The organism is Streptococcus sp. FSL E2-3488 (genome assembly GCF_038003585.1).
Taxonomy (GTDB): domain Bacteria; phylum Bacillota; class Bacilli; order Lactobacillales; family Streptococcaceae; genus Streptococcus; species Streptococcus thermophilus.
In genome coordinates this window covers 229,480-248,753 of the sequence record NZ_JBBOPL010000001.1, presented here as the reverse complement: position 1 = coordinate 248,753, position 19,274 = coordinate 229,480, and the positions used below count along the sequence as shown (strand labels likewise).

Annotated in this window: 19 protein-coding genes; 8 read left to right on the top strand and 11 right to left on the bottom strand. The window is 40.7% G+C overall.

Features of this window, described 5'->3' with window-relative positions; translation table 11 throughout:
- Window positions 1-21 precede the first annotated feature (21 nt).
- Window positions 22-693 (top strand): DUF1129 domain-containing protein, encoded by a 672-nt coding sequence (locus MHH90_RS01465; protein ID WP_011227551.1) that lies wholly within the window; start codon window positions 22-24, stop codon window positions 691-693.
- A 116-nt stretch (window positions 694-809) separates the two neighbouring features.
- Window positions 810-1,691: a DUF4300 family protein gene (locus MHH90_RS01460; RefSeq protein ID WP_011681623.1), complete on the top strand. Its 882-nt coding sequence runs from the start codon at window positions 810-812 to the stop codon at window positions 1,689-1,691.
- A gap of 126 nt (window positions 1,692-1,817) precedes the next feature.
- On the opposite strand, the gene rpsR is transcribed toward MHH90_RS01460, so the two are convergent.
- The 3 genes from rpsR to rpsF are packed head-to-tail and all read right to left on the bottom strand — an operon-like array spanning window position 1,818 to window position 2,919.
- Window positions 1,818-2,057 carry a 30S ribosomal protein S18 gene (gene rpsR / locus MHH90_RS01455; RefSeq protein ID WP_002945024.1) on the bottom strand — a complete coding sequence of 80 codons (240 nt, stop codon included), beginning with the start codon at window positions 2,055-2,057 and terminating at the stop codon, window positions 1,818-1,820.
- A 41-nt stretch (window positions 2,058-2,098) separates the two neighbouring features.
- Window positions 2,099-2,617, bottom strand: coding sequence for a single-stranded DNA-binding protein (locus tag MHH90_RS01450; RefSeq protein WP_002951905.1), 519 nt, complete (start codon window positions 2,615-2,617; stop codon window positions 2,099-2,101).
- Window positions 2,618-2,628: 11 nt separating this feature from the next.
- On the bottom strand, window positions 2,629-2,919 hold the full coding sequence (gene rpsF / locus MHH90_RS01445) for a 30S ribosomal protein S6 (protein WP_011681624.1): 291 nt from the start codon (window positions 2,917-2,919) through the stop codon (window positions 2,629-2,631).
- A gap of 218 nt (window positions 2,920-3,137) precedes the next feature.
- Here rpsF and MHH90_RS01440 point away from each other — a divergent pair, with 218 nt between their 5' ends.
- Together MHH90_RS01440 and mutY are read left to right on the top strand one after the other, a co-directional pair.
- Window positions 3,138-4,091 carry a hypothetical protein gene (locus MHH90_RS01440; protein WP_011681625.1) on the top strand — a complete coding sequence of 318 codons (954 nt, stop codon included), beginning with the start codon at window positions 3,138-3,140 and terminating at the stop codon, window positions 4,089-4,091.
- Window positions 4,092-4,630: 539 nt separating this feature from the next.
- A complete protein-coding gene (mutY, locus tag MHH90_RS01435; protein WP_011681626.1) occupies window positions 4,631-5,782 on the top strand; it encodes an A/G-specific adenine glycosylase in 1,152 nt (383 codons plus the stop codon).
- A 326-nt stretch (window positions 5,783-6,108) separates the two neighbouring features.
- Here mutY and MHH90_RS01430 read toward each other — a convergent pair whose 3' ends face one another.
- From MHH90_RS01430 to polA, 4 genes are all read right to left on the bottom strand, one after another.
- A complete protein-coding gene (locus MHH90_RS01430; protein WP_011226551.1) occupies window positions 6,109-6,360 on the bottom strand; it encodes a hypothetical protein in 252 nt (83 codons plus the stop codon).
- 102 nt (window positions 6,361-6,462) lie between these two features.
- Window positions 6,463-6,690 (bottom strand): hypothetical protein, encoded by a 228-nt coding sequence (locus tag MHH90_RS01425; protein ID WP_011681629.1) that lies wholly within the window; start codon window positions 6,688-6,690, stop codon window positions 6,463-6,465.
- Window positions 6,677-7,021 carry a hypothetical protein gene (locus MHH90_RS01420; protein ID WP_023909938.1) on the bottom strand — a complete coding sequence of 115 codons (345 nt, stop codon included), beginning with the start codon at window positions 7,019-7,021 and terminating at the stop codon, window positions 6,677-6,679. The genes MHH90_RS01425 and MHH90_RS01420 overlap by 14 nt, the downstream gene beginning before the upstream one ends.
- 588 nt (window positions 7,022-7,609) lie before the next feature.
- Window positions 7,610-10,249 carry a DNA polymerase I gene (gene polA, locus MHH90_RS01415; RefSeq protein WP_082309136.1) on the bottom strand — a complete coding sequence of 880 codons (2,640 nt, stop codon included), beginning with the start codon at window positions 10,247-10,249 and terminating at the stop codon, window positions 7,610-7,612.
- 206 nt (window positions 10,250-10,455) lie between these two features.
- On the opposite strand from polA, the gene MHH90_RS01410 reads away from it, so the two are divergent.
- On the top strand, window positions 10,456-12,807 hold the full coding sequence (locus tag MHH90_RS01410; RefSeq protein WP_014621960.1) for an endonuclease MutS2: 2,352 nt from the start codon (window positions 10,456-10,458) through the stop codon (window positions 12,805-12,807).
- Window positions 12,808-12,907: 100 nt separating this feature from the next.
- On the opposite strand, the gene MHH90_RS01405 is transcribed toward MHH90_RS01410, so the two are convergent.
- Window positions 12,908-13,450, bottom strand: a complete 543-nt coding sequence (locus tag MHH90_RS01405) for a CvpA family protein (protein WP_002947866.1) — start codon at window positions 13,448-13,450, stop codon at window positions 12,908-12,910.
- Window positions 13,447-13,764, bottom strand: a complete 318-nt coding sequence (locus MHH90_RS01400) for a hypothetical protein (RefSeq protein WP_002947863.1) — start codon at window positions 13,762-13,764, stop codon at window positions 13,447-13,449. The genes MHH90_RS01405 and MHH90_RS01400 overlap by 4 nt, the downstream gene beginning before the upstream one ends.
- Window positions 13,765-14,077: 313 nt before the next feature.
- Between MHH90_RS01400 and rnhC the strand changes: the two genes are divergently transcribed.
- The 3 genes from rnhC (at window position 14,078) to recD2 (ending at window position 18,176) form a co-directional block, all read left to right on the top strand.
- Window positions 14,078-14,968, top strand: a complete 891-nt coding sequence (gene rnhC, locus MHH90_RS01395) for a ribonuclease HIII (RefSeq protein WP_011681634.1) — start codon at window positions 14,078-14,080, stop codon at window positions 14,966-14,968.
- Window positions 14,969-14,986: 18 nt separating this feature from the next.
- Complete coding sequence (lepB, locus tag MHH90_RS01390) at window positions 14,987-15,610, top strand: signal peptidase I (RefSeq protein ID WP_002947854.1); 624 nt, start codon at window positions 14,987-14,989, stop codon at window positions 15,608-15,610.
- Window positions 15,611-15,671: 61 nt separating this feature from the next.
- Window positions 15,672-18,176 (top strand): SF1B family DNA helicase RecD2, encoded by a 2,505-nt coding sequence (gene recD2 / locus MHH90_RS01385; protein ID WP_011681635.1) that lies wholly within the window; start codon window positions 15,672-15,674, stop codon window positions 18,174-18,176.
- A 54-nt stretch (window positions 18,177-18,230) separates the two neighbouring features.
- Here the strand turns inward: recD2 and MHH90_RS01380 are convergent, their stop codons facing one another.
- Complete coding sequence (locus MHH90_RS01380; protein ID WP_011681636.1) at window positions 18,231-18,557, bottom strand: AzlD domain-containing protein; 327 nt, start codon at window positions 18,555-18,557, stop codon at window positions 18,231-18,233.
- A complete protein-coding gene (locus tag MHH90_RS01375) occupies window positions 18,544-19,239 on the bottom strand; it encodes an AzlC family ABC transporter permease (RefSeq protein ID WP_011681637.1) in 696 nt (231 codons plus the stop codon). Before MHH90_RS01375 ends, MHH90_RS01380 begins: the two co-directional genes overlap by 14 nt.
- Between the last annotated feature and the right edge of the window lie 35 nt (window positions 19,240-19,274).

Genomic DNA, 19,274 nt, shown 5'->3' with positions numbered 1-19,274 from the left:
TAATTATCGAAAGGTCATCTCATGGACATCCAAAAACTCACCAAGAAAAACCAAGAATTTATTCACATAGCAACTAACCAACTTATCAAAGATGGTAAGTCAGACCAAGAAATCAAAGATATCCTTAGCGATGTTATTCCTGAACTTATCAAAAATCAGAAAAAAGGAATCACAGGCCGTGGATTCCTTGGTGCTCCAACTGTTTGGGCAGCTAGCTTCTCTCCTGAAAAGCACCAACAAGCTGTTTCTGGAAAACCTAGCAAAGAAATTCCAGAAACAGACAAAACTCCTTGGAAGATGTGGCTTGATACCTCATTATTCCTTCTATCCATTGTTGCTATTATGAACGCAATCTTTGGTTTCTCGGGAACACAAACAAGCTACGGCCTCACAACCCTTCTTTCAGTCTCATTTATTGGTGGCCTTGCTATGTATACCCCTTACCACTATATCTATCGTCATAACAACAAACCAAAAGAAGAACGTCCTAAATGGTGGTTTAGCATGACCATCATTACACTTTCTTTCATTGCATGGTTTGCCCTCTTTAGTCTTACAGCCCTTCTTCCAACTTACCTCAATCCTGGGCTTTCTCCAATTGTAACCCTTATTATTGGTGTTATCGCTGGTGTTGCCAAATATTTCTTCAAACGTCATTACAACGTTCAAAGCACTTACGCACCAGTATCTTAATCAACCGATACCTCAAGCACCCACAAGGGTGCTTTTTTGCGTCAGAAATCTTGACATAGCTGGCTGTTCTATACTAAAATATTAAAGCTAATAGACAAAAGAAAGAACTCCAATAGATGCGTATCAAATTTCCTTTACTTATCATCTCTTGCTGCCTATTACTGATGGCTTGCGGCCACAAGACTAGTCAAAAAAGCTATCAGGCTTACTATAATTTCAACAATGTGACAATTCCAACTCAGGTAAAGCAGCTAGCTAAAGATTTAAAAAACAAGGGTATTCCAACAAAAGACTGGGATAATCTAGTTCCTTATATCAACCGCTACAATCAGGAAAACACAAATCTTCAACCTGTTGTCAAAAAATGGACCACAAGCAAAATCGGTAAGGATCAAAATCAATTTGTCACCTTCCTTAACGAAAAAACTTTCGAAGATAATAAATCTCACTTCACCGATGATTTGAACTGCCGACGGACGTCCTTCCTCATCCTTCACGACCTCATTACAAGTTCAGAGGACCTTACTAAATTGGACCTCCCCCTTCAAAATGAATTTCTTGATCTCAAGTCCCATCACAAAGAGCTAAACGCCAAGGATCAAGCCCTCTACAGCCTCCTCTTTGGGGATAATATCAACTACCAGTCTACAGATGACCTCCTGAAAGCTTGGAAAGAAGCTGGACTCAAGTTTCTAGAAAATGTAAAACTCCTCTCCGTCTTTCAAAATAGCCCTGGTGATGTTAGTAACTTCCATACAGCTATAGCTTACGAAAAAGATGGTAGTATCTATGTTTTTGAAAAACAAGATCCAACACTTCCTTACCGCTGGAGTCGTTTCAACAATTGGGCCGATATCAAAGCACACTGGTTAGGCAATCGTTTCAAGGTTTTCAAAGACAATGTTGATATCCTCGTTAATGATCAGAAATTTGATGATTTCTTAGAAAATACATTCTTTATACCACAGAACAACCAACTAGCTCCTCAAGATAAATGAGAAGACCAGTTGATTTTTCTTTTACCCTAAAGCACAAGATTAAATCTCTCCACTCTTAGCCCTAGAAATGACAAAAATCTAAAAAATTAAGACAGAAAAAAACACCCTCAGATGAGGGCATTATTTTTAATCTTCGTTTACGTAAGGCATAAGTGCCATAACGCGAGCGCGTTTAATAGCTGTTGTTACTTTACGTTGGTTTTTAGCTGAAGTTCCTGTTACACGACGTGGAAGAATTTTACCACGTTCTGAAACGAAACGGCTAAGAAGCTCAGTATCTTTGTAATCAACATATTCGATTTTGTTAGCTGCGATGTAATCAAATTTTTTACGGCGTTTGAATCCGCCACGACGTTGTTGAGCCATGTTTATTTCTCCTTTATATATTTAATTCGTTTTGCCCATTCTTAGAATGGAAGATCGTCATCTGAAATATCCATTGGATTTGAATTACCAAATGGACTTTCATCACGACCGAAGTTTGGTGTAGATTGTGCAGGTTGTGATTCACCAAACGAACCACCAGTGGAAGCTCCACCACCGAATGAATTTGAATTATCAAATCCTCCAACGTTGTATGAACCACCACTATGACCTTCACGTGCCGCACGGCTTTCCAACATTTGGAAATTATCAGCGACAACTTCAGTTACGTAAACACGTTGACCTTGTTGATTTTCATAGTTACGGGTCTGAATACGACCTGTAATTCCAACCAATGCACCTTTCTTAGCCCAGTTAGCCAAATTTTCAGCCTGCTGGCGCCAGATAACACAGTTAATAAAGTCAGTTTCACGTTCACCATTAGCACCTTTAAAGTTACGATTAACCGCAAGGCTGAATGTTGCAACAGCAACATTACTTGGTGTGTAACGAAGTTCCGCATCACGGGTCATGCGACCAACGAGTACGACATTATTAATCATAATTTACCTTCTTACGCGTCAAGTTTAACGATCATGTGACGAAGAATATCGCCGTTGATTTTTGAAAGACGGTCGAACTCATTAAGAGCTGTAGCGTCGTTTGCTTCAACGTTTACGACGTGGTAAATTCCTTCACGGAAATCTTGGATTTCGTATGCAAGACGACGTTTTTCCCAATCTTTTGATTCAACAACAGTTGCACCGTTGTCAGTCAAGATAGAATCGAAACGTGCTACCAAAGCGTTTTTAGCTTCTTCTTCAATGTTTGGACGAATGATATAAAGAATTTCGTATTTAGCCATTGATATTTTCCTCCTCTTTTGGTCTAATGACTCATGGTCTTTCGCCACGAGTAAGTGAGGTGCACTCACAATAGATAATTTTACCAAATAATAGGTGATAATGCAAGGAAAAAGTCAATGTGTCTGCTCTATTTTTGTGAGACTTAAAAATCACTCAGAAAATACTAAGCCCTATCTGTTATCTTTTCTCAGGTCAAACTTCATGCTAAAATAATAGAATGCTTTACCGTAAAAATAAACTGGGAGAGGAACTAGAGCTTCCGATCTTTAACCACTACTATAATATTTCTATCACTGCTCTTGAATTTTACCTTAAAAACCCGGGACAGAGTGATACCTACATCATTACTTTCAAACAGGACAACAACCTCTTTATTGTTGATATGACACATGATCTTGGTCACACCAGTCACTTTGATGCCGCCTCTCTATTTACAAAAGACAAGCTCCTATCAGGTATCGCAGCTGTACCCCTAGCGGCTGTCTACAGCATCCAGATTTTTGCTTTTCCAAAGGAATTACACTCTCTGGCACCCAGTCAGTATCTTAAAAATCTAGTCGCTCTATACTTTAAAGACCCAGAAACCATGCGTTACCTCAAGACGACAAAAAATATAGGTGACCAGGTAACAAGGTACCAACTGGAGTCGGAGAAACTAGAAAGACAAGGTAAGGTTTTTGAATTTTTCAAGTACACCAGTCGAGGCAAGGTGAAAGAAGAAAACAACTTGTCCGAGGTGTCTAGCAAAGACTACGATTTTCTCCCTGATTTCCATCCCTTTTTAAGCTCACCACGGAACCATCAGGTCCTGAGTATACCTGTGACCTACTTTGATGATAAAACTGGACAGACTGTCAAAATCGACATCATGGGCTGGTATATTAAAGATCAACAGCTTAAGATCCGTTGGAAACCTAAATACATGCGCAAACGCCGTTGGCGATCTTCACGTATTTCTGTTGACATCGTGACTAATAACTACTTCTTTCAGGGTCAAATTTACAGAGATAGTAGTGCACCGATTTTTCTGGACAACTTAAGTTTTGATAGCAAAATTCCCAAGAGTTTCCTGCCACATCTTCAAAAACAATACCAAATTTTTTTATCTCTAGTAGAGGAACAAAAAAGACTAGCCTTGCTTCGAAAGGTTCAGTTAAACAATAAGGACTAAGAATCTTTCGCCAAAATAAACATATCAAAAAGCTCATTCTTACACACTAGAATGAGCTTTTAAGATTTTTCAATTGTCATTAGAACATCCTTTAGGAATTTTGTAAAAAATATTTTCATAAGGAAGAGCTATTGTGTGTCACCATTTTTATACCTACTAACATTTCTCATGAGCTTTACCTCACTTTTTTCGTAAGTTAATTGATTTGATTTTAGCTTTCAACTTCTGATGGTATCACTCCCTTGTAGCTATTTTATGCGACTTAATTAATCTCCATTCTTGTAACGCCCTACTGTCATGTGACCACGCTCCTCAGAGATGATTGGTAAAGTTATTTGTTTTGCCTACTATTTTGTTTAGAGATCTTGGTCTCCGTTTTTATACCTTGAAATATTGATTCTCACCATGGCTTTTACCTCCTTGATGAATCCTTATCTTCTTTACATTTTTATTATAATGTAAACGCTTACTTTTATCAATCTTTTTCTCTAGGAAATGCAAGATTTTTTGAAAAAAGATTTCTTTGCTACAATAGATATATGTTAGATTTAAAAGAATATGGCATTGTTATGTGGGATGCTGAGAAAATTGCATCTTTTCGTCGCACCCTCCTGGACTGGTACGATCGTGAAAAACGGGACCTACCTTGGCGTCGAATTAAGAATCCCTACTATATCTGGGTCAGTGAAATCATGTTACAACAAACTCAAGTGCAGACTGTCATTCCCTATTACGAGCGCTTTTTAGACTGGTTTCCAACAGTTAAGGATTTGGCTGAGGCTCCAGAAGAAAAACTCCTCAAAGCTTGGGAGGGTCTAGGTTACTACTCACGTGTCCGAAACATGCAAAAGGCCGCACAACAAATCATGACTGACTTTGCTGGTCAGTTCCCAGATACTTATGACAATATTGCAAAACTCAAGGGGATCGGCCCCTATACTGCTGGTGCTATTTCTAGCATCGCTTTTGATCTCCCTGAACCTGCTGTTGATGGGAATGTTATGCGAGTCATGGCTCGCCTCTTTGAAGTTAACTATGACATCGGAGACCCTAAGAATCGTAAGATTTTCCAAGCTATTATGGAAATTTTGATTGATCCTGACCGTCCAGGTGACTTCAATCAGGCGCTTATGGACCTCGGGTCCGATATCGAATCGGCTAAAAATCCAAGACCAGACGAAAGTCCTATTCGCTTTTTCTGTGCAGCCTATCTCAATGGAACCTATGACAAATACCCCATCAAATTGCCAAAGAAAAAGCCCAAACCTGTGCAAATTCAGGCTTTTATTATCAGAAATATGAAGGGTGAATTTCTTCTAGAAAAAAATATCGACGGGCGCCTACTAGGTGGTTTCTGGACTTTCCCTATCATAGAGACGGACTTTATTGGCCAACAACTCAGTCTTTTTAAAAAGGATAATTGTGCCCTCGAAACCGTTTCACAAAAAGCTATTTTCGAGGAAAATTATGCTCTTAAACCAGTCTGGACAGACAATAACTTTACACCCGTAAAACATACCTTTAGCCACCAAAAATGGAACATCGAAATAGTGGAAGGTATTGTTAAAGATGACAAACTCCCTACCCACAAGGAGCTATGCTGGGTAACGACTGAGGACTTTAACCAGTTCCCAATGGCCACACCACAGAAAAAAATGATTAAAACTTATGAAGATAGCAAAAAAGGGTAGCATCGCGCTAGCCTTTTTCTTATGCGCCAAGTTTATCGTACTTACGGCTACGACCCTTAATATAACCAATCAAAATAATAGTGCTATCATAAGAGTCAGTAAATATCTTTCCTCTGTTTACTTGACTTATATTTTTTAAGATAGGATATAATTGACCTATCAAAAAGAGTCAACAAACCCATACAAACCATCCCTATTATATAACTTTTCAAATCAAACATGGGTTCTCCTTTTGCTTTTTTAAGCTCCTATCACAGCTTCTGGTTCCGCTTTTATTTATGATAGATTGCAAGAATAAGTGCATAAAAATAATAACATAAATGTCACTATGGGGAACAAAGCCATTGAGAATACAAATCCCAACCACTTTGTCTTATTTTACGATAATAAAAATCAGATGATTGACCTAACTCAAGCTCACTTTGTGTTCCTAAAAGTCTATCTTTACTATTATCAGATTCGTTATTGTCTAGAATAGAAACTCCCGAAGAAATCATAAAAAGTTGTGAACTTCCTACAGATTCCCCCGCCCAACTATACTCCTTCAAAATACGCTCTTTTACTTCTCCGAATTTCAATATAATAATTGTACCAGATTGTGTGACTCTATCCTTGCTAAATACAATAGTGTCTCCTCTTCCATTTTCTCAAGTTCCTTCCAGAATACTAAAATCACCATCCTAAATAGCATCGATATCTATTCCAGTCTCTTTGCTTGACTTGCTGTTGCTACTACTTTCTTCTATATTGTCGCTACTTGAGTCATCAAAGTCGTACCAGTCTTCGGAAAACAAGTCCAAGGTCTGAACGTCTCCCAGGCTAACCTTACTTGCACCATCTGTCGTCTCAGATATGCTGAAATCAACCGATTGAAGCTGATTAAAGGTACCATCTTTATAGTATTTCATAGTGCTCAAGCTTAGCAAAGGTTCCAGCACTTTTGGCAAATACAAGCTCATCATCATTATTAAGATAATATAATGCATGAACACTGTCATGGGTATCAATCAAAACCTCAGCCGAGCCATCATCGTTGATATCTACATAGCTATATTGGACTTTTTCACCCACTCTATTGGCTTCAAAAATCGTATTAGTTGAATAAGCTTCCTCAGTTGAGAGGTTGCTTGGAACAGCTGATGTATCGCCGTTCAAAGCAATAGGTCGATAGAGATCCAAGACTGAAGCATAGAGCTCATCGTAGCTCACTTCCTCGATTTCGGACGAATCGCCACTCACTTGCTCAGACTTAGCAGTACCGTCTCCTGATCCTGAACCATCCGTATGTGTTGCGTTTACAAGCTGTCAGCAAGAACAAACTTGATAAGAGCGCAAATCCTGTTAATTTCTTTTTCATAACTATTCTTTCATGAAAAATGACCTAATAAAAACATTAAATCACTTAAATCTCTTTCTAGTAATGTTTCGCAACTCTACTATAACGGATTTATTCCTTTTTTGTGTTTACACAACTTATTTTACACTACCCACAGGTGATAAGTTAAGTATTTTTTTGAGAAATCAATCTATATTTTTATATCTCTAATCGTTTATACAATTGGACTAAATGCTATGTTTTAGCAATTCTAAACTAGATTAAATTAGAAGATTAATTAAATTATCTATAGATTAAGCAATAATCCTTTATAATTACAAGTAGTTCTACCAAAAAAGCCGGACCTCAGTCCAGCTTTTATCTGTCTATTTCTACTTGGTCATAAAGTAGGTGATAATCACCAATACTGCTACGATACCCAGGACAACGGCTAGAAACCCCAGCATATAACGCAGGAGAAAATAGGTAAATGGGAGATTTTCTTTCATGCTTTACTTTGCCTCATACCATGTACAGCCCTCATTTTCATCTGCGATGAGGGGGACAGCGAGTTCTACTGCAGCTTCCATGGTTTCTTTAACCAAAGCTTTCATAGCTAAAAGTTCGTCTCTTGGCACCTCAAGGATGATTTCATCGTGTACTTGGAGGAGCATCTTGGTTTTATAGCCACCTTCTACCAGAGCCTTGTCTAAGTTAATCATAGCAATCTTGAGGATATCAGCAGCACTTCCTTGGATAGGAGAGTTTATGGCTGTTCGCTCTGCGAAGTTACGGACATTAAAGTTACGAGAATTGATATCTGGTAACTCACGACGGCGGTGGAAGAGGGTTGATACATATCCTTTATCCTTGGCTTCACGAACCACATTATCCATATAAGCCTTAATACCAGGATAACGCTCAAAATAGGTGTCAATATACTCCTTGGCCTTCTTACGGCTAATACCAAGGTTGTTAGAAAGACCAAAGTCAGAAATACCATAAACGATACCGAAGTTAACAGCCTTAGCGTTACGACGGTCGTTAGGTGTGACATCCTCTGGCTTTTCAATACCAAAGACACGCATGGCTGTAGAGGTATGGATATCCGCCCCCTCCTTAAAGGCTGCAATCAAATGCTCATCTCCCGAAATGTGGGCAAGCACGCGCAACTCAATTTGTGAGTAATCCGAGCTTAGTAGCACTGCGTCCTTAGTCGATGGGACAAAGGCCTTACGGATGAGACGACCCTGCTCCAAGCGAACGGGGATATTTTGCAAGTTAGGATCCACAGATGAAAGTCGACCTGTCTGGGTCAAATCTTGCATGTAACGGGTATGGATCTTACCATCCTCAAGGATATAATCCTGAAGCCCCAAGACATAGGTAGACTGAAGCTTAGTGATTTGGCGGTACTCTAAAATCTTAGCTACTATTGGAGCAATTGGTGCCAAACGTTCAAGGACATCCACTGCCGTTGAATAACCTGTCTTGGTTTTCTTAGTGTATTCCAAAGGTAGACCCATTTTTTCAAAGAGGATAACACCCAACTGTTTAGGCGAGTTAATATTGAATTCTTCGCCCGCCATTTCGTAGATGTCTTGGGTCAATTTGTCGATGACTGCTTGGTTTTCCACTGCCATCTCGTTAAGGGTTTGTCCATCGACCTTAATACCAGCCATTTCCATCTTGGCTAACACATTTGCCAATGGTAATTCCATGTCAAAGAGAAGCTCTGATTGGCCATGTTCAGCTAACTTTTCTAGCATGACCGGTTTGGCAACCTGAAGGACCTTGACTTTTTTAGCCAGGTGGCTGAGCAAGACCTCTTTTTCAGGAATGGCACGCTTAGCTCCCTTACCATAGACCACCTCATCTGTTTCCAGTGGTAAATCTGTGTAGAGACGAGCAATGGTTGACAATTCATTGTCCTCAACAGTTGAGAGCAAATACTTGGCCAAACGGGCATCAAAATTAGCTGTCGGCAAGTCAATACCTAGATGGCTCAAAAGGACCTTACTGCGCTTGAAATCGTAGATATTAACAGCCTTAGAAAGAGCTGCTTGGAATGCTTCTGATTTGAGTAGGTCAGTATCTGTAGACGCATAAATCTGCTTTTCATTTCCCCAAGCAAAACCGATGATAGGTTCTGTGTGATAATTATCACCGAGGATTTCAAAATAGAAGAAATCTTCAGAGCTAAAGTGATCCGCTGTCACTTGGCTAGGCTCTACATAGGCCACATCAAAATCCTGTGGGACAGCCTCTCTGCGAAGAGCATTTTTGAAATGAACAAAGCCCATCTCGTCATAAAAGGCTAGCAATTTTTCAAGGTTAGGTCCCTTAAAGGCCGTATCATCTAGGCCAATTTCAATAGGTGACTGTGTATCAATGGTCGCCAAGGTCTTAGAAAGGAAGGCTTGTTCCTTGTCGTTGATGAGATTTTCCTTCATTTTGGACTTTTTCATCTCATCAATGTGGTCATAGATGCCTTCAAGGGAACCGTGTTCCAAGAGGAGCTTGAGACCAGTCTTTTCACCTATCTTAGTAACCCCTGGAATATTGTCGGACTTGTCACCCATGAGGGCCTTAAGATCGACGAATTGAGCTGGAGTAATCCCCATTTTCTCCATGAGATAGTCAGGAGTGAAGGCCTCAAACTCAGCTACGCCTTTCTTCGAAATCTCAACGACTGTATTTTCATCAGTCAGCTGAATCAAGTCTTTATCCCCAGAAACAACAGTAATTTGAAAGGCCTCACTAGTATTTTCAGCCATCTTAGCTAAGGTACCGATAATGTCATCTGCTTCGTACTGAGCCAAGTCATAATAGGCAATGCCACGTGCAGCCAACATCTCACGGATATAAGGGAGCTGTTCACGGAATTCCTCTGGAGTCTTGGCACGACCAGCCTTATAGTCCGCAAACATCTCTGTACGAAAAGTTGTTTTTCCCGCATCAAAAGCTACTAAGACATGGGTCGGCTGAATACGCTCAAGTAGGTTGTCCAACATAAGGTGAAAGCCGTAGATGGCATTGGTATGAAGGCCGTTATTGTTACGAAAACGGTCAATTTGATTATAGAGTGCGAAAAAAGCACGAAAGGCAACGGACGAACCGTCGATTAATAGTAATTTTTTTTGATTAGTCATAGGTTTATTATAGCATAGATGGGTGCATTGGTTTTGATTGAAAATCTCTTATTTTGAGAAGACTGTTTTGTAAAATAAACATTCATAAATAATAAGCCATAAGGAAAATTGTCCATCGACAAATTTTAGAACGAATCAGTCAACAGTATTGTTACAGGTATTTCCCAGCTCCACGTCCTATAGTAAAATATGCTATAATAGGAGCTATGAACACAAAGATTTTAGACCAATTAGAATTTAACAAGGTCAAAGACCAGTTCACAGAATACCTGCAGACCGAACAGGCTCAGGCGGAGTTACGTGACTTGGTGCCTATGACCAATCCAGAAAGAATTCAAAACCAATTTACAGAAATCCAAGAAATGTCTGAGATTTTCGTAGAGCATCATGGCTTTGCCATTGGTAGCTTAAGAGATATTTCTGAGCCCTTGCGTCGCTTGGAACTGGATGCTGACCTCAACATCCAGGAGCTCATTGCTATCAAGAAGGTCTTGCAAGCTTCAGCTGACCTTAGCCGCTTCTACGCTGACCTTGAAAATGTTGAACTCATCGCTCTTAAACGTCTTTTTGAAAAGATTGAGGCCTTTCCAAGTCTACAAGGTAGTCTTCAAAGTATTAATGATGGTGGTTTTATTGAGCATTTTGCTAGTCCTGAGTTGCAAAATATCCGTCGTCAACTTAAGGCTTGTGATGATGCCATTCGCCAGACCTTGCAAGACATTCTCAAGAAATCTGGGCACATGTTAGCCGAGAACTTAATTGCTAGTCGTAATGGTCGTTCAGTGCTTCCTGTCAAAAATACCTACCGTAACCGTATTGCGGGGGTTGTTCATGACATCTCAAGCTCTGGGAACACAGTGTATATCGAGCCACGAGCCGTTATCCAGCTTAACGAAAAAATTACACAATTACGTGCAGACGAGCGCCATGAGATGGCACGTATCCTACATGAACTGTCTGATCAACTCCGTCCACATACTGCTGCCATCGCTAACAATGCTTGGATTTTGGGCCATATGGACTTCATTAGAGGAAAATACCTCTATCTCCATGATAAAAAGGCAATTATTCCAGAGATTAGTGACAACCAAACACTCCAACTGCTTAACGTTCGTCACCCTCTTTTAATCAATCCAGTAGCCAACGATTTGCGCTTTGATGAGGATCTCACGGTCATTGTCATTACAGGTCCCAATACTGGTGGTAAAACGGTCATGCTTAAAACTCTAGGACTAGCTCAACTAATGGCTCAATCTGGTCTGCCAATTTTGGCTGATAAGGGCAGTCGTGTAGCCATTTTCCAAGAGATTTTTGCGGATATCGGAGACGAACAGTCTATCGAACAGAGCTTGTCAACTTTCTCTAGTCACATGACGCACATTGTCGAGATTTTGAACACTGCCGACAGCAATAGCTTGGTCTTGGTCGATGAGCTTGGGGCTGGTACCGACCCTCAGGAAGGGGCTAGTCTAGCCATGGCAATCCTAGAGCACCTCCGTTTGAGCCAGATTAAGACCATGGCTACTACTCACTATCCTGAGCTTAAGGCCTATGGGATTGAGACACAACATGTGGAAAATGCTAGCATGGAGTTTGACACAGCAACTCTAAGACCTACCTATCGCTTTATGCAAGGGGTTCCTGGTCGCTCTAACGCCTTTGAGATTGCTCGCCGCCTCGGTCTGAATGAGATTATTGTCAAGGAAGCAGAAAACCTCACTGATACGGATAGTGATGTCAACCGTATCATCGAGCAACTTGAAGCCCAAACTGTAGAAACACAAAAACGTCTGGAGCACATCAAGGACGTTGAGCAAGAGAACCTTAAATTCAACCGTGCGGTCAAGAAACTCTATAATGAATTCTCCCATGAGTACGACAAGGAACTCGAAAAGGCTCAAAAAGAAATTCAAGAGATGGTGGATACAGCTTTAGCTGAAAGCGATAGTATTCTCAAAAATCTCCATGATAAGAGTCAACTCAAGCCTCATGAAGTTATCGACGCCAAAGGGAAACTTAAGAAACTTGCCGCACAAGTCGACCTTTCTAAGAACAAGGTTCTTCGTAAAGCCAAGAAAGAAAAGGCTGCGCGTGCCCCTCGTGTCGGTGATGATATCATCGTTACTGCCTATGGGCAACGTGGTACGCTCACCAGTCAAGCCAAAAATGGTAACTGGGAAGCTCAAGTGGGTCTCATCAAGATGAGCCTAAAGGCAGACGAATTCACTCTGGTTCGTGCCCAAGCAGAAGCACAACAACCCAAGAAAAAACAAATTAATGTGGTTAAAAAAGCCAAGAAGACATCTTCTGATGGGCCTCGTGCCCGTCTAGACCTTCGTGGGAAACGTTACGAAGAAGCCATGCAAGAGCTCGATGCCTTTATTGACCAAGCTCTACTTAACAACATGAGTCAGGTGGAAATCATTCACGGTATTGGTACCGGTGTCATCCGAGATGCTGTAACCAAATATCTCCGCCGTCATCGCCATGTTAAAAATTTTGAATATGCCCCACAAAGTGCTGGTGGTTCCGGATGTACCATCGCAACCTTGGGTTAAAACTAATTAAGAGAGACTGAGACACTATGTCCAGTCTTTTTCATATATCTCAAATCCAAACACAAAAAAGTCTCCCTTAAGCAAGGAAGACGTCTGTTTTCTATATCACACTTGTCCACAAGTGTTGGATAATCTGGCTAACTGGAAAATTCCAATTAATTAAAAGACGCAAAACCCAGCTAGATGACAAGACCGTTTGAATATTGTTTATGGGAACGGTCGCAAGGATATTCCCCAACATCGTCAAAGGTACCAGACTTACCAAGGAAGCCAAAACACCGCCTATCACTTTGAACCGTGTCTGATCAAGGCGCTCAATTCTCACAAAATGGAAGAAAATCCCAAGAAAACGCAAACCATAATAGGCCACACAATAAATGGCGAAGTAGGCGACGCCCGCATAATAGACACGGTCAAGTGAGAAGATATTCTGGTCTGTAAAAAAAGCTACACTGGCATCTTTAGTTGGATTAGTATAAGGTACCCAAAGATTGATAGCCTCTCCTAGAGACTTATAAAAATAGGCCGCGACGCACATGGCGATAATGACTGAAACCACGTAATAGGCTTGCATAAAGAGACCTCTTCGGTAGCCAATATAGAAATTCCAAGCCATGAGGGCTAAGACAAGGAGTCCAATCATGCGTCTTCCTCATCGTCATCACTTTGAGCTGTCGCCTTGACTTTAAGTTGTTCGAGTTGCTTAGCTCTCAAAATTTCCAACTCTTTTTCCATATCTTCAACTTGAATTTCACGTTCCAACTGAGTCGACAAAGAGTTGATGGCCATTAGGATAGCAATCGTTTCATTATCAGCATTTTTCATCTGCTTTTTAATAATTTTATATTTTTCATAAGCAACACGCTCCACCTCTTCCATGAATAAGTTATCCTTATCAGTTGTTAGCGTGAGATTTTTTTCTCCAAAATGAAATTTGTAACGGTTTTTGTTTGCCATTTGCTTATTAACTGCCTAATCAATGGTGGACATGGAGTCTCCACCGCAGCTTCTCCTTATTTTTGTTTTTAGCACCCTTTTTAGTCAGATTTTAACACCTTCTCCAGGGCGTGTTCGACACATAAATACCAACTGACTCCTCCAATCATCGAAAAAAAGAGCAGAATTTGGCATTCTCTTTCTAATCATTATATCCTAAATTTTAAATTTCGTAAATTTTAGACTTTGTTCTTCTCCAGAAAAATCATTTTTCAAGGATTCCTAACCTGTAAAATATCTACCAATTTTCCTTTTTTGTGCTAAAATAGATTCCATGGGCACAATCGTATTAAAAATGACAGCAGAGCAGATTTCAGTACTCCAGAAGGATCTAGCAAGCTATGCAACTGCGACTAAAAATCCATACGCTTTTTTTTCAGCCAAGGTCGATGGAACAAGTGTCATCGCCTATACTTCAGGCAAGGTGACCTTCCAGGGTGCTAAACCAGAAATCCTAGCTAGCCGTTTTGGTTACCAAGCTGAGCCTAAGCAGTCACCTGATGGGCAAAACCTAGCCCTAATTGGATCAGACGAAGTCGGAAACGGCTCCTATTTTGGTGGTTTGGCTGTTGTAGCTAGCCTAGTTACTCCCGCTGACCATGCTTTTTTGAAATCTCTAGGAGTCGACGATTCTAAAAATCTAAATGATAGCAAGATTCGTCAGATTGCACCTCTCTTGGAGGAGAAAATTCCCCACAAAGCACTCCTACTTTCTCCTAGAAAGTACAATGAGGTAGTTGGAGACGGTAAAGCTCACAATGCTGTATCCGTCAAAGTAGCCCTCCACAATCAGGCTATTTTCCTACTATTACAATCTGGTGCTAAACCAGATAAGATTGTCATTGATGCTTTTATCAGTGAGAAGAATTATCAAAAATACCTCAAGAACGAACGCAATCACTTTGAATTCCCCATCACTCTAGAAGAAAAGGCTGAAGGTAAATACTTGGCCGTCGCGGTGAGCTCTATCATTGCTCGAAACCTCTTCCTGGAAAATCTGGATAAACTCAGCCAAGAGGTGGGTTACACCCTTCCTTCAGGTGCTGGTGCCAAGTCAGACCAGGTCGCTGCTAAACTCCTTCAAGCTTATGGAGACCAGGCTCTCCAGACTACTGCTAAATATCATTTTGCCAATACTAAAAAAGCCTACCAACGCTTAAAATAAACCTGAAAGGCCTTAACTATGCAAAACAAATGGACCCGATATTTCCTCACTTTTCTTCATGAATGGGGACTCTTCATTCTCTTTATCAGTCTCTTCCTCTTGACCCGTCTCTTCCTCTGGCTCCCTGTTCAGGTTGAAGGACACTCAATGGATCCTACCCTAGCAGATGGACAACGTGTGATCGTTTTAAAACACACGTCCATTGAGCGTTTTGACATTGTCGTTGCCAAGGAAGTTGAAAATGGTAAGACTAAACAAATCGTAAAACGTATCATCGGTATGCCAGGTGATACCATTACCTATCAAAACGATAAACTTACTATCAATGGTAAAGAAGTTAAGGAAGAATACCTCAAAGAATTCCACGCTGCCTTTGCTAAGGATAAACTCCAAAAAGAGTACGCCTACAGCGACTACTTCCAACAACTGGCTAAGGAATCAAAGGCCTTCACTGTCAATGCTGACAAAAACACTACTTTTTCTGTCACTGTTCCTGAAGGCAAATATTTCTTACTCGGAGATAACCGTATCGTTTCAAAAGATAGCCGCGAAGTTGGTTACTTTGACAAGAGTGCTCTTGTCGGGGAAGTCAAATTCCGCTTCTGGCCACTTGATAAAATTGGCACAGTTGAGGACAACTAAGAACACTAAATAAGATAAGGTTGGGGAGACCCAGCCTTATTATGTATCTAGGAAAAAACACATGCAAGAATTTTATTTTTCAGGAACTATCGAGCGCATCATTTTTGAAAATGCCAGTAATTTTTTTCGTATCCTACTCTTAGAAATTGATGAAACTGACAGTGATTTTGAAGACTATGAAATCATTGTTACTGGAACTATGGGGGAAGTCATGGAGGGGGAAGACTATACCTTCTGGGGTCAGCTAACCAATCACCCCAAATATGGCAAACAACTCCAAATGACTCGCTACGAGCGTTCAAAACCCTCTGCCAGTGGCCTTATCAAATATTTCTCCAGTGATAATTTCAAAGGAATCGGTAAGAAAACGGCCGAGCGTATTGTCGAGATTTATGGCGAAGACCCTATTGACAAGATTCTCGAAGACCCTAGTAAATTAGAGCAGATTCCTAATCTGTCCAAGGTAAACCGAGAAGCCTTCCTTGCAAAATTAAAAATCAACTATGGTACTGAACAAATCTTGTCAAAACTTTCCAGCTATGGACTCACACCAAAGGCTGCCGCACAAATTTTCAACCAATATAAGGAAGAATCACTTAACCTTATCGAAAAATATCCTTATCTCTTGGTAGAGGAAGTCCAGGGAATTGGATTTAAAATGGCCGATCAACTAGCCGAACGCCTAGGGATTGCTAGCGATGCTCCTGAGCGTTTACGAGCCGCCCTAATTCACTGTCTGCTAGAAGCTAGTATGGAAGAAGGGGACACCTACATCGAAGCCAAGTCCTTGCTTGAACGGACTATCATTCTTTTGGAAAGTTCTCGCCAGATTGAACTTGACCCTGCCTTGGTTGCTCACCAATTGACCAACCTCATCCAAGAGGATAAGGTGCAAAATATAGAGACTAAAATTTTTGATAATACCCTATATTTTGCAGAACAGGGCATCTATACCCACCTAACTCGTATCACGAAAGACCAGCCTGACATCAGTGCTGAGGACAAAATCCAAGCAAGTCTTGAAAGGGTGGAAGATGAGCTTGGTATCACCTATGACAAGGTTCAAAAAGATGCCATTATTAAAGCCCTACAAAGCAAGGTCTTCATCCTGACAGGTGGTCCCGGAACAGGAAAAACCACTGTTATTAACGGAATTATTAAAACCTATGCTGACCTTCATGGTTTAGACCTCAAAAAGTCTGATTTACCCATTATTTTAGCAGCGCCAACGGGACGGGCTGCTCGTCGGATGAACGAACTGACCAAGCTTCCTAGTGCCACTATCCATAGACATTTGGGGCTTAATGGCGAGGACGATTTCAAGACCTTAGATGACTATCTTGATTGCGATTTGATTATCATCGATGAGTTCTCTATGGTTGATACTTGGTTGGCCAATCAACTCTTCGAAAGCATTTCCGATACTACTCAAGTAATCATTGTAGGTGACCAAGATCAGCTACCTTCTGTAGGCCCTGGCCAAGTCTTAGCTGACCTTTTGCAGATTGATGACTTGCCTAAGGTTTCCCTAACCAAAATTTTCAGACAATCTGAGGATTCCACTATTGTTACCTTAGCTAGCCAGATACGCCAAGGCCAACTACCCACTGATTTCACAGAGAAAAAAGCTGACCGATCATACTTTGAGGCTAATGCTAACCATATTCCACAGATGGTCCCTAAAATTGTCTCTGCTGCTATTAAAAGTGGGATCGCTGCTCAGGATGTACAGATTCTGGCCCCCATGTACCGGGGACAGGCTGGTATCAACAATCTCAATACCATTATGCAGGATCTACTTAATCCCAAAGAAAAAGCCAATCAATTTGCCTTTAATGATATTTTCTTCCGTAAGAATGACAAGATTCTCCACCTGGTCAACGATACAGAACTCAATGTCTTCAATGGCGATATCGGAATCATTACTGATCTCATACCTGGTAAATATACTGAAAGTAAGCAAGATGAAATTTACATGTCCTTCGATGGCAATGAGGTTATCTATCCTCGTAACGAATGGAATAAGATTACTCTGGCCTATGCCATGTCTATACACAAATCCCAAGGGAGTGAATTCCCAGTCGTTATCCTTCCCATCACACGCCAAAGTGGGCGTATGCTTCAACGTAACCTCATCTACACCGCTATCACACGCGCCAAGAGTAAACTGGTCATGTTGGGGGAAATCGCAGCCTTCGATTATGCCGTTCACAACGAGGGGGCCAAACGTAATACCTACCTCATCCAACGTTTTGAACAAACTTATACACAAGCTGTTGATAAGTCTGTCGAAAAGAATGTTAAAAACGAGGGAACAGACGCCTTCAATCAAACAAAAACGGAAAACAATAGACCCTCAGAAACCCTTGAAAACAAAGACTTCTCGGAAAATATCAATCCATCCCAAACTCTTATTAACACTTATTCACATCCTGTGGATAAGTCTGTTAACAAACCTGTGCAAACAGAAGAAAACTATCGTTTAACTGAAGAAAATTGGGCAACTATCGACCCAATGATAGGTCTCAGCGAAGACGATATTGCAGCCTTTTTTAACAACAACTAGGAAAAAAGACTTGGAGTCGCTCTGAATGAGCCACTTTTCAAGTCTTTTCATTTACTAAAATACTAAACGAATCAGGGCCATAGACACTATACCGACTGTTACTGCATAGAGCAGATTTTTACTCTTAAATGCTACAATTACCGTTGGCACCGAAGCCAGGATTTCCATCCACTTAAGCTGTGGCAAGTGACCGATTTTCTCAATCATAAGGCTTGAGAGAATCAGTGCAAAGAGAATAGAAACTGGTAGGTAGTGCAAAAATTGAACAACAATATCTGGTAATCCCTTATATTTCACTAAGATAAAAGGGAGGACACGAGGAACCCAGCTGACCACAAACCCTAGTAAAATAGCGATAAGAATGAAGCTATTGACGGCCATCACACATTACTACCCCCACACTACATCCAATCAAAGTAGCCACTAGAACAGCCAAAGATTCTGATAAAATGATGCTAAAGCTCAGATATGCCACAGCAATAGATAACAGAATCAGAAACAGTTTACGCACTCCTTCACATAGCAAGGCATCAAACTGACTACTTAACAAACCAATAAACATGGCAATCAAGGCAAAATCCAAACCAAAAAGCTCAGGATTTGGAATCATTGAGCCAATTAAACAACCAACAACTGACGACACAATCCAAACCAAATAACTGAAAATATTATTACCATGCATCCAGTTAGAGGGAATATCTTTATGATGTACATATTCTCCTAATAAGACACCATAACTTTCATCCGTAATCAAACTACCAATTCCCAGCTGATTCCAGAGACTTGTTTTGGTAAAAATCGTTGTTGCATGTAAACTCATCAACATGTTACGCAAATTAACTAAGAAAACAGTCAAGGTTAACTCACCAAGGCCAGCTCCTGAAACGACTAAAGCACACATAGCAAACTGAGCCGAGCCACCATAGACAAATGCACACATGAGAGCAACCTCAAGAGCCGATAGACCAGAAGCTGCCGCTACGACACCAAATGCTAGACCAATAGCCACATATCCTAGAGCTGTCGGTACTGCGGCTTTCATACCCGAACGAAAGTCAGACACACTCAATTCCTTTCTAAATGAACCTCTTACCAGAC

Bases quoted from the DNA above. Each gene is read 5' to 3' on its own strand.
- MHH90_RS01405 (WP_002947866.1), bottom strand. From the start codon at position 13,450: ATGATTGGACTCCTTGTCTTAGCCCTCATGGCTTGGAATTTCTATATT.
- MHH90_RS01440 (WP_011681625.1), top strand. From the start codon at position 3,138: ATGCTTTACCGTAAAAATAAACTGGGAGAGGAACTAGAGCTTCCGATC.
- MHH90_RS01460 (WP_011681623.1), top strand. From the start codon at position 810: ATGCGTATCAAATTTCCTTTACTTATCATCTCTTGCTGCCTATTACTG.
- recD2 (WP_011681635.1), top strand. From the start codon at position 15,672: ATGCAAGAATTTTATTTTTCAGGAACTATCGAGCGCATCATTTTTGAA.
- MHH90_RS01380 (WP_011681636.1), bottom strand. From the start codon at position 18,557: ATGGCCGTCAATAGCTTCATTCTTATCGCTATTTTACTAGGGTTTGTG.
- mutY (WP_011681626.1), top strand. From the start codon at position 4,631: ATGTTAGATTTAAAAGAATATGGCATTGTTATGTGGGATGCTGAGAAA.
- MHH90_RS01425 (WP_011681629.1), bottom strand. From the start codon at position 6,690: ATGAAATACTATAAAGATGGTACCTTTAATCAGCTTCAATCGGTTGAT.
- MHH90_RS01450 (WP_002951905.1), bottom strand. From the start codon at position 2,617: ATGATTAATAATGTCGTACTCGTTGGTCGCATGACCCGTGATGCGGAA.
- MHH90_RS01410 (WP_014621960.1), top strand. From the start codon at position 10,456: ATGAACACAAAGATTTTAGACCAATTAGAATTTAACAAGGTCAAAGAC.
- rpsF (WP_011681624.1), bottom strand. From the start codon at position 2,919: ATGGCTAAATACGAAATTCTTTATATCATTCGTCCAAACATTGAAGAA.
- MHH90_RS01400 (WP_002947863.1), bottom strand. From the start codon at position 13,764: ATGGCAAACAAAAACCGTTACAAATTTCATTTTGGAGAAAAAAATCTC.
- rpsR (WP_002945024.1), bottom strand. From the start codon at position 2,057: ATGGCTCAACAACGTCGTGGCGGATTCAAACGCCGTAAAAAATTTGAT.
- polA (WP_082309136.1), bottom strand. From the start codon at position 10,249: ATGACTAATCAAAAAAAATTACTATTAATCGACGGTTCGTCCGTTGCC.
- lepB (WP_002947854.1), top strand. From the start codon at position 14,987: ATGCAAAACAAATGGACCCGATATTTCCTCACTTTTCTTCATGAATGG.
- rnhC (WP_011681634.1), top strand. From the start codon at position 14,078: ATGGGCACAATCGTATTAAAAATGACAGCAGAGCAGATTTCAGTACTC.
- MHH90_RS01465 (WP_011227551.1), top strand. From the start codon at position 22: ATGGACATCCAAAAACTCACCAAGAAAAACCAAGAATTTATTCACATA.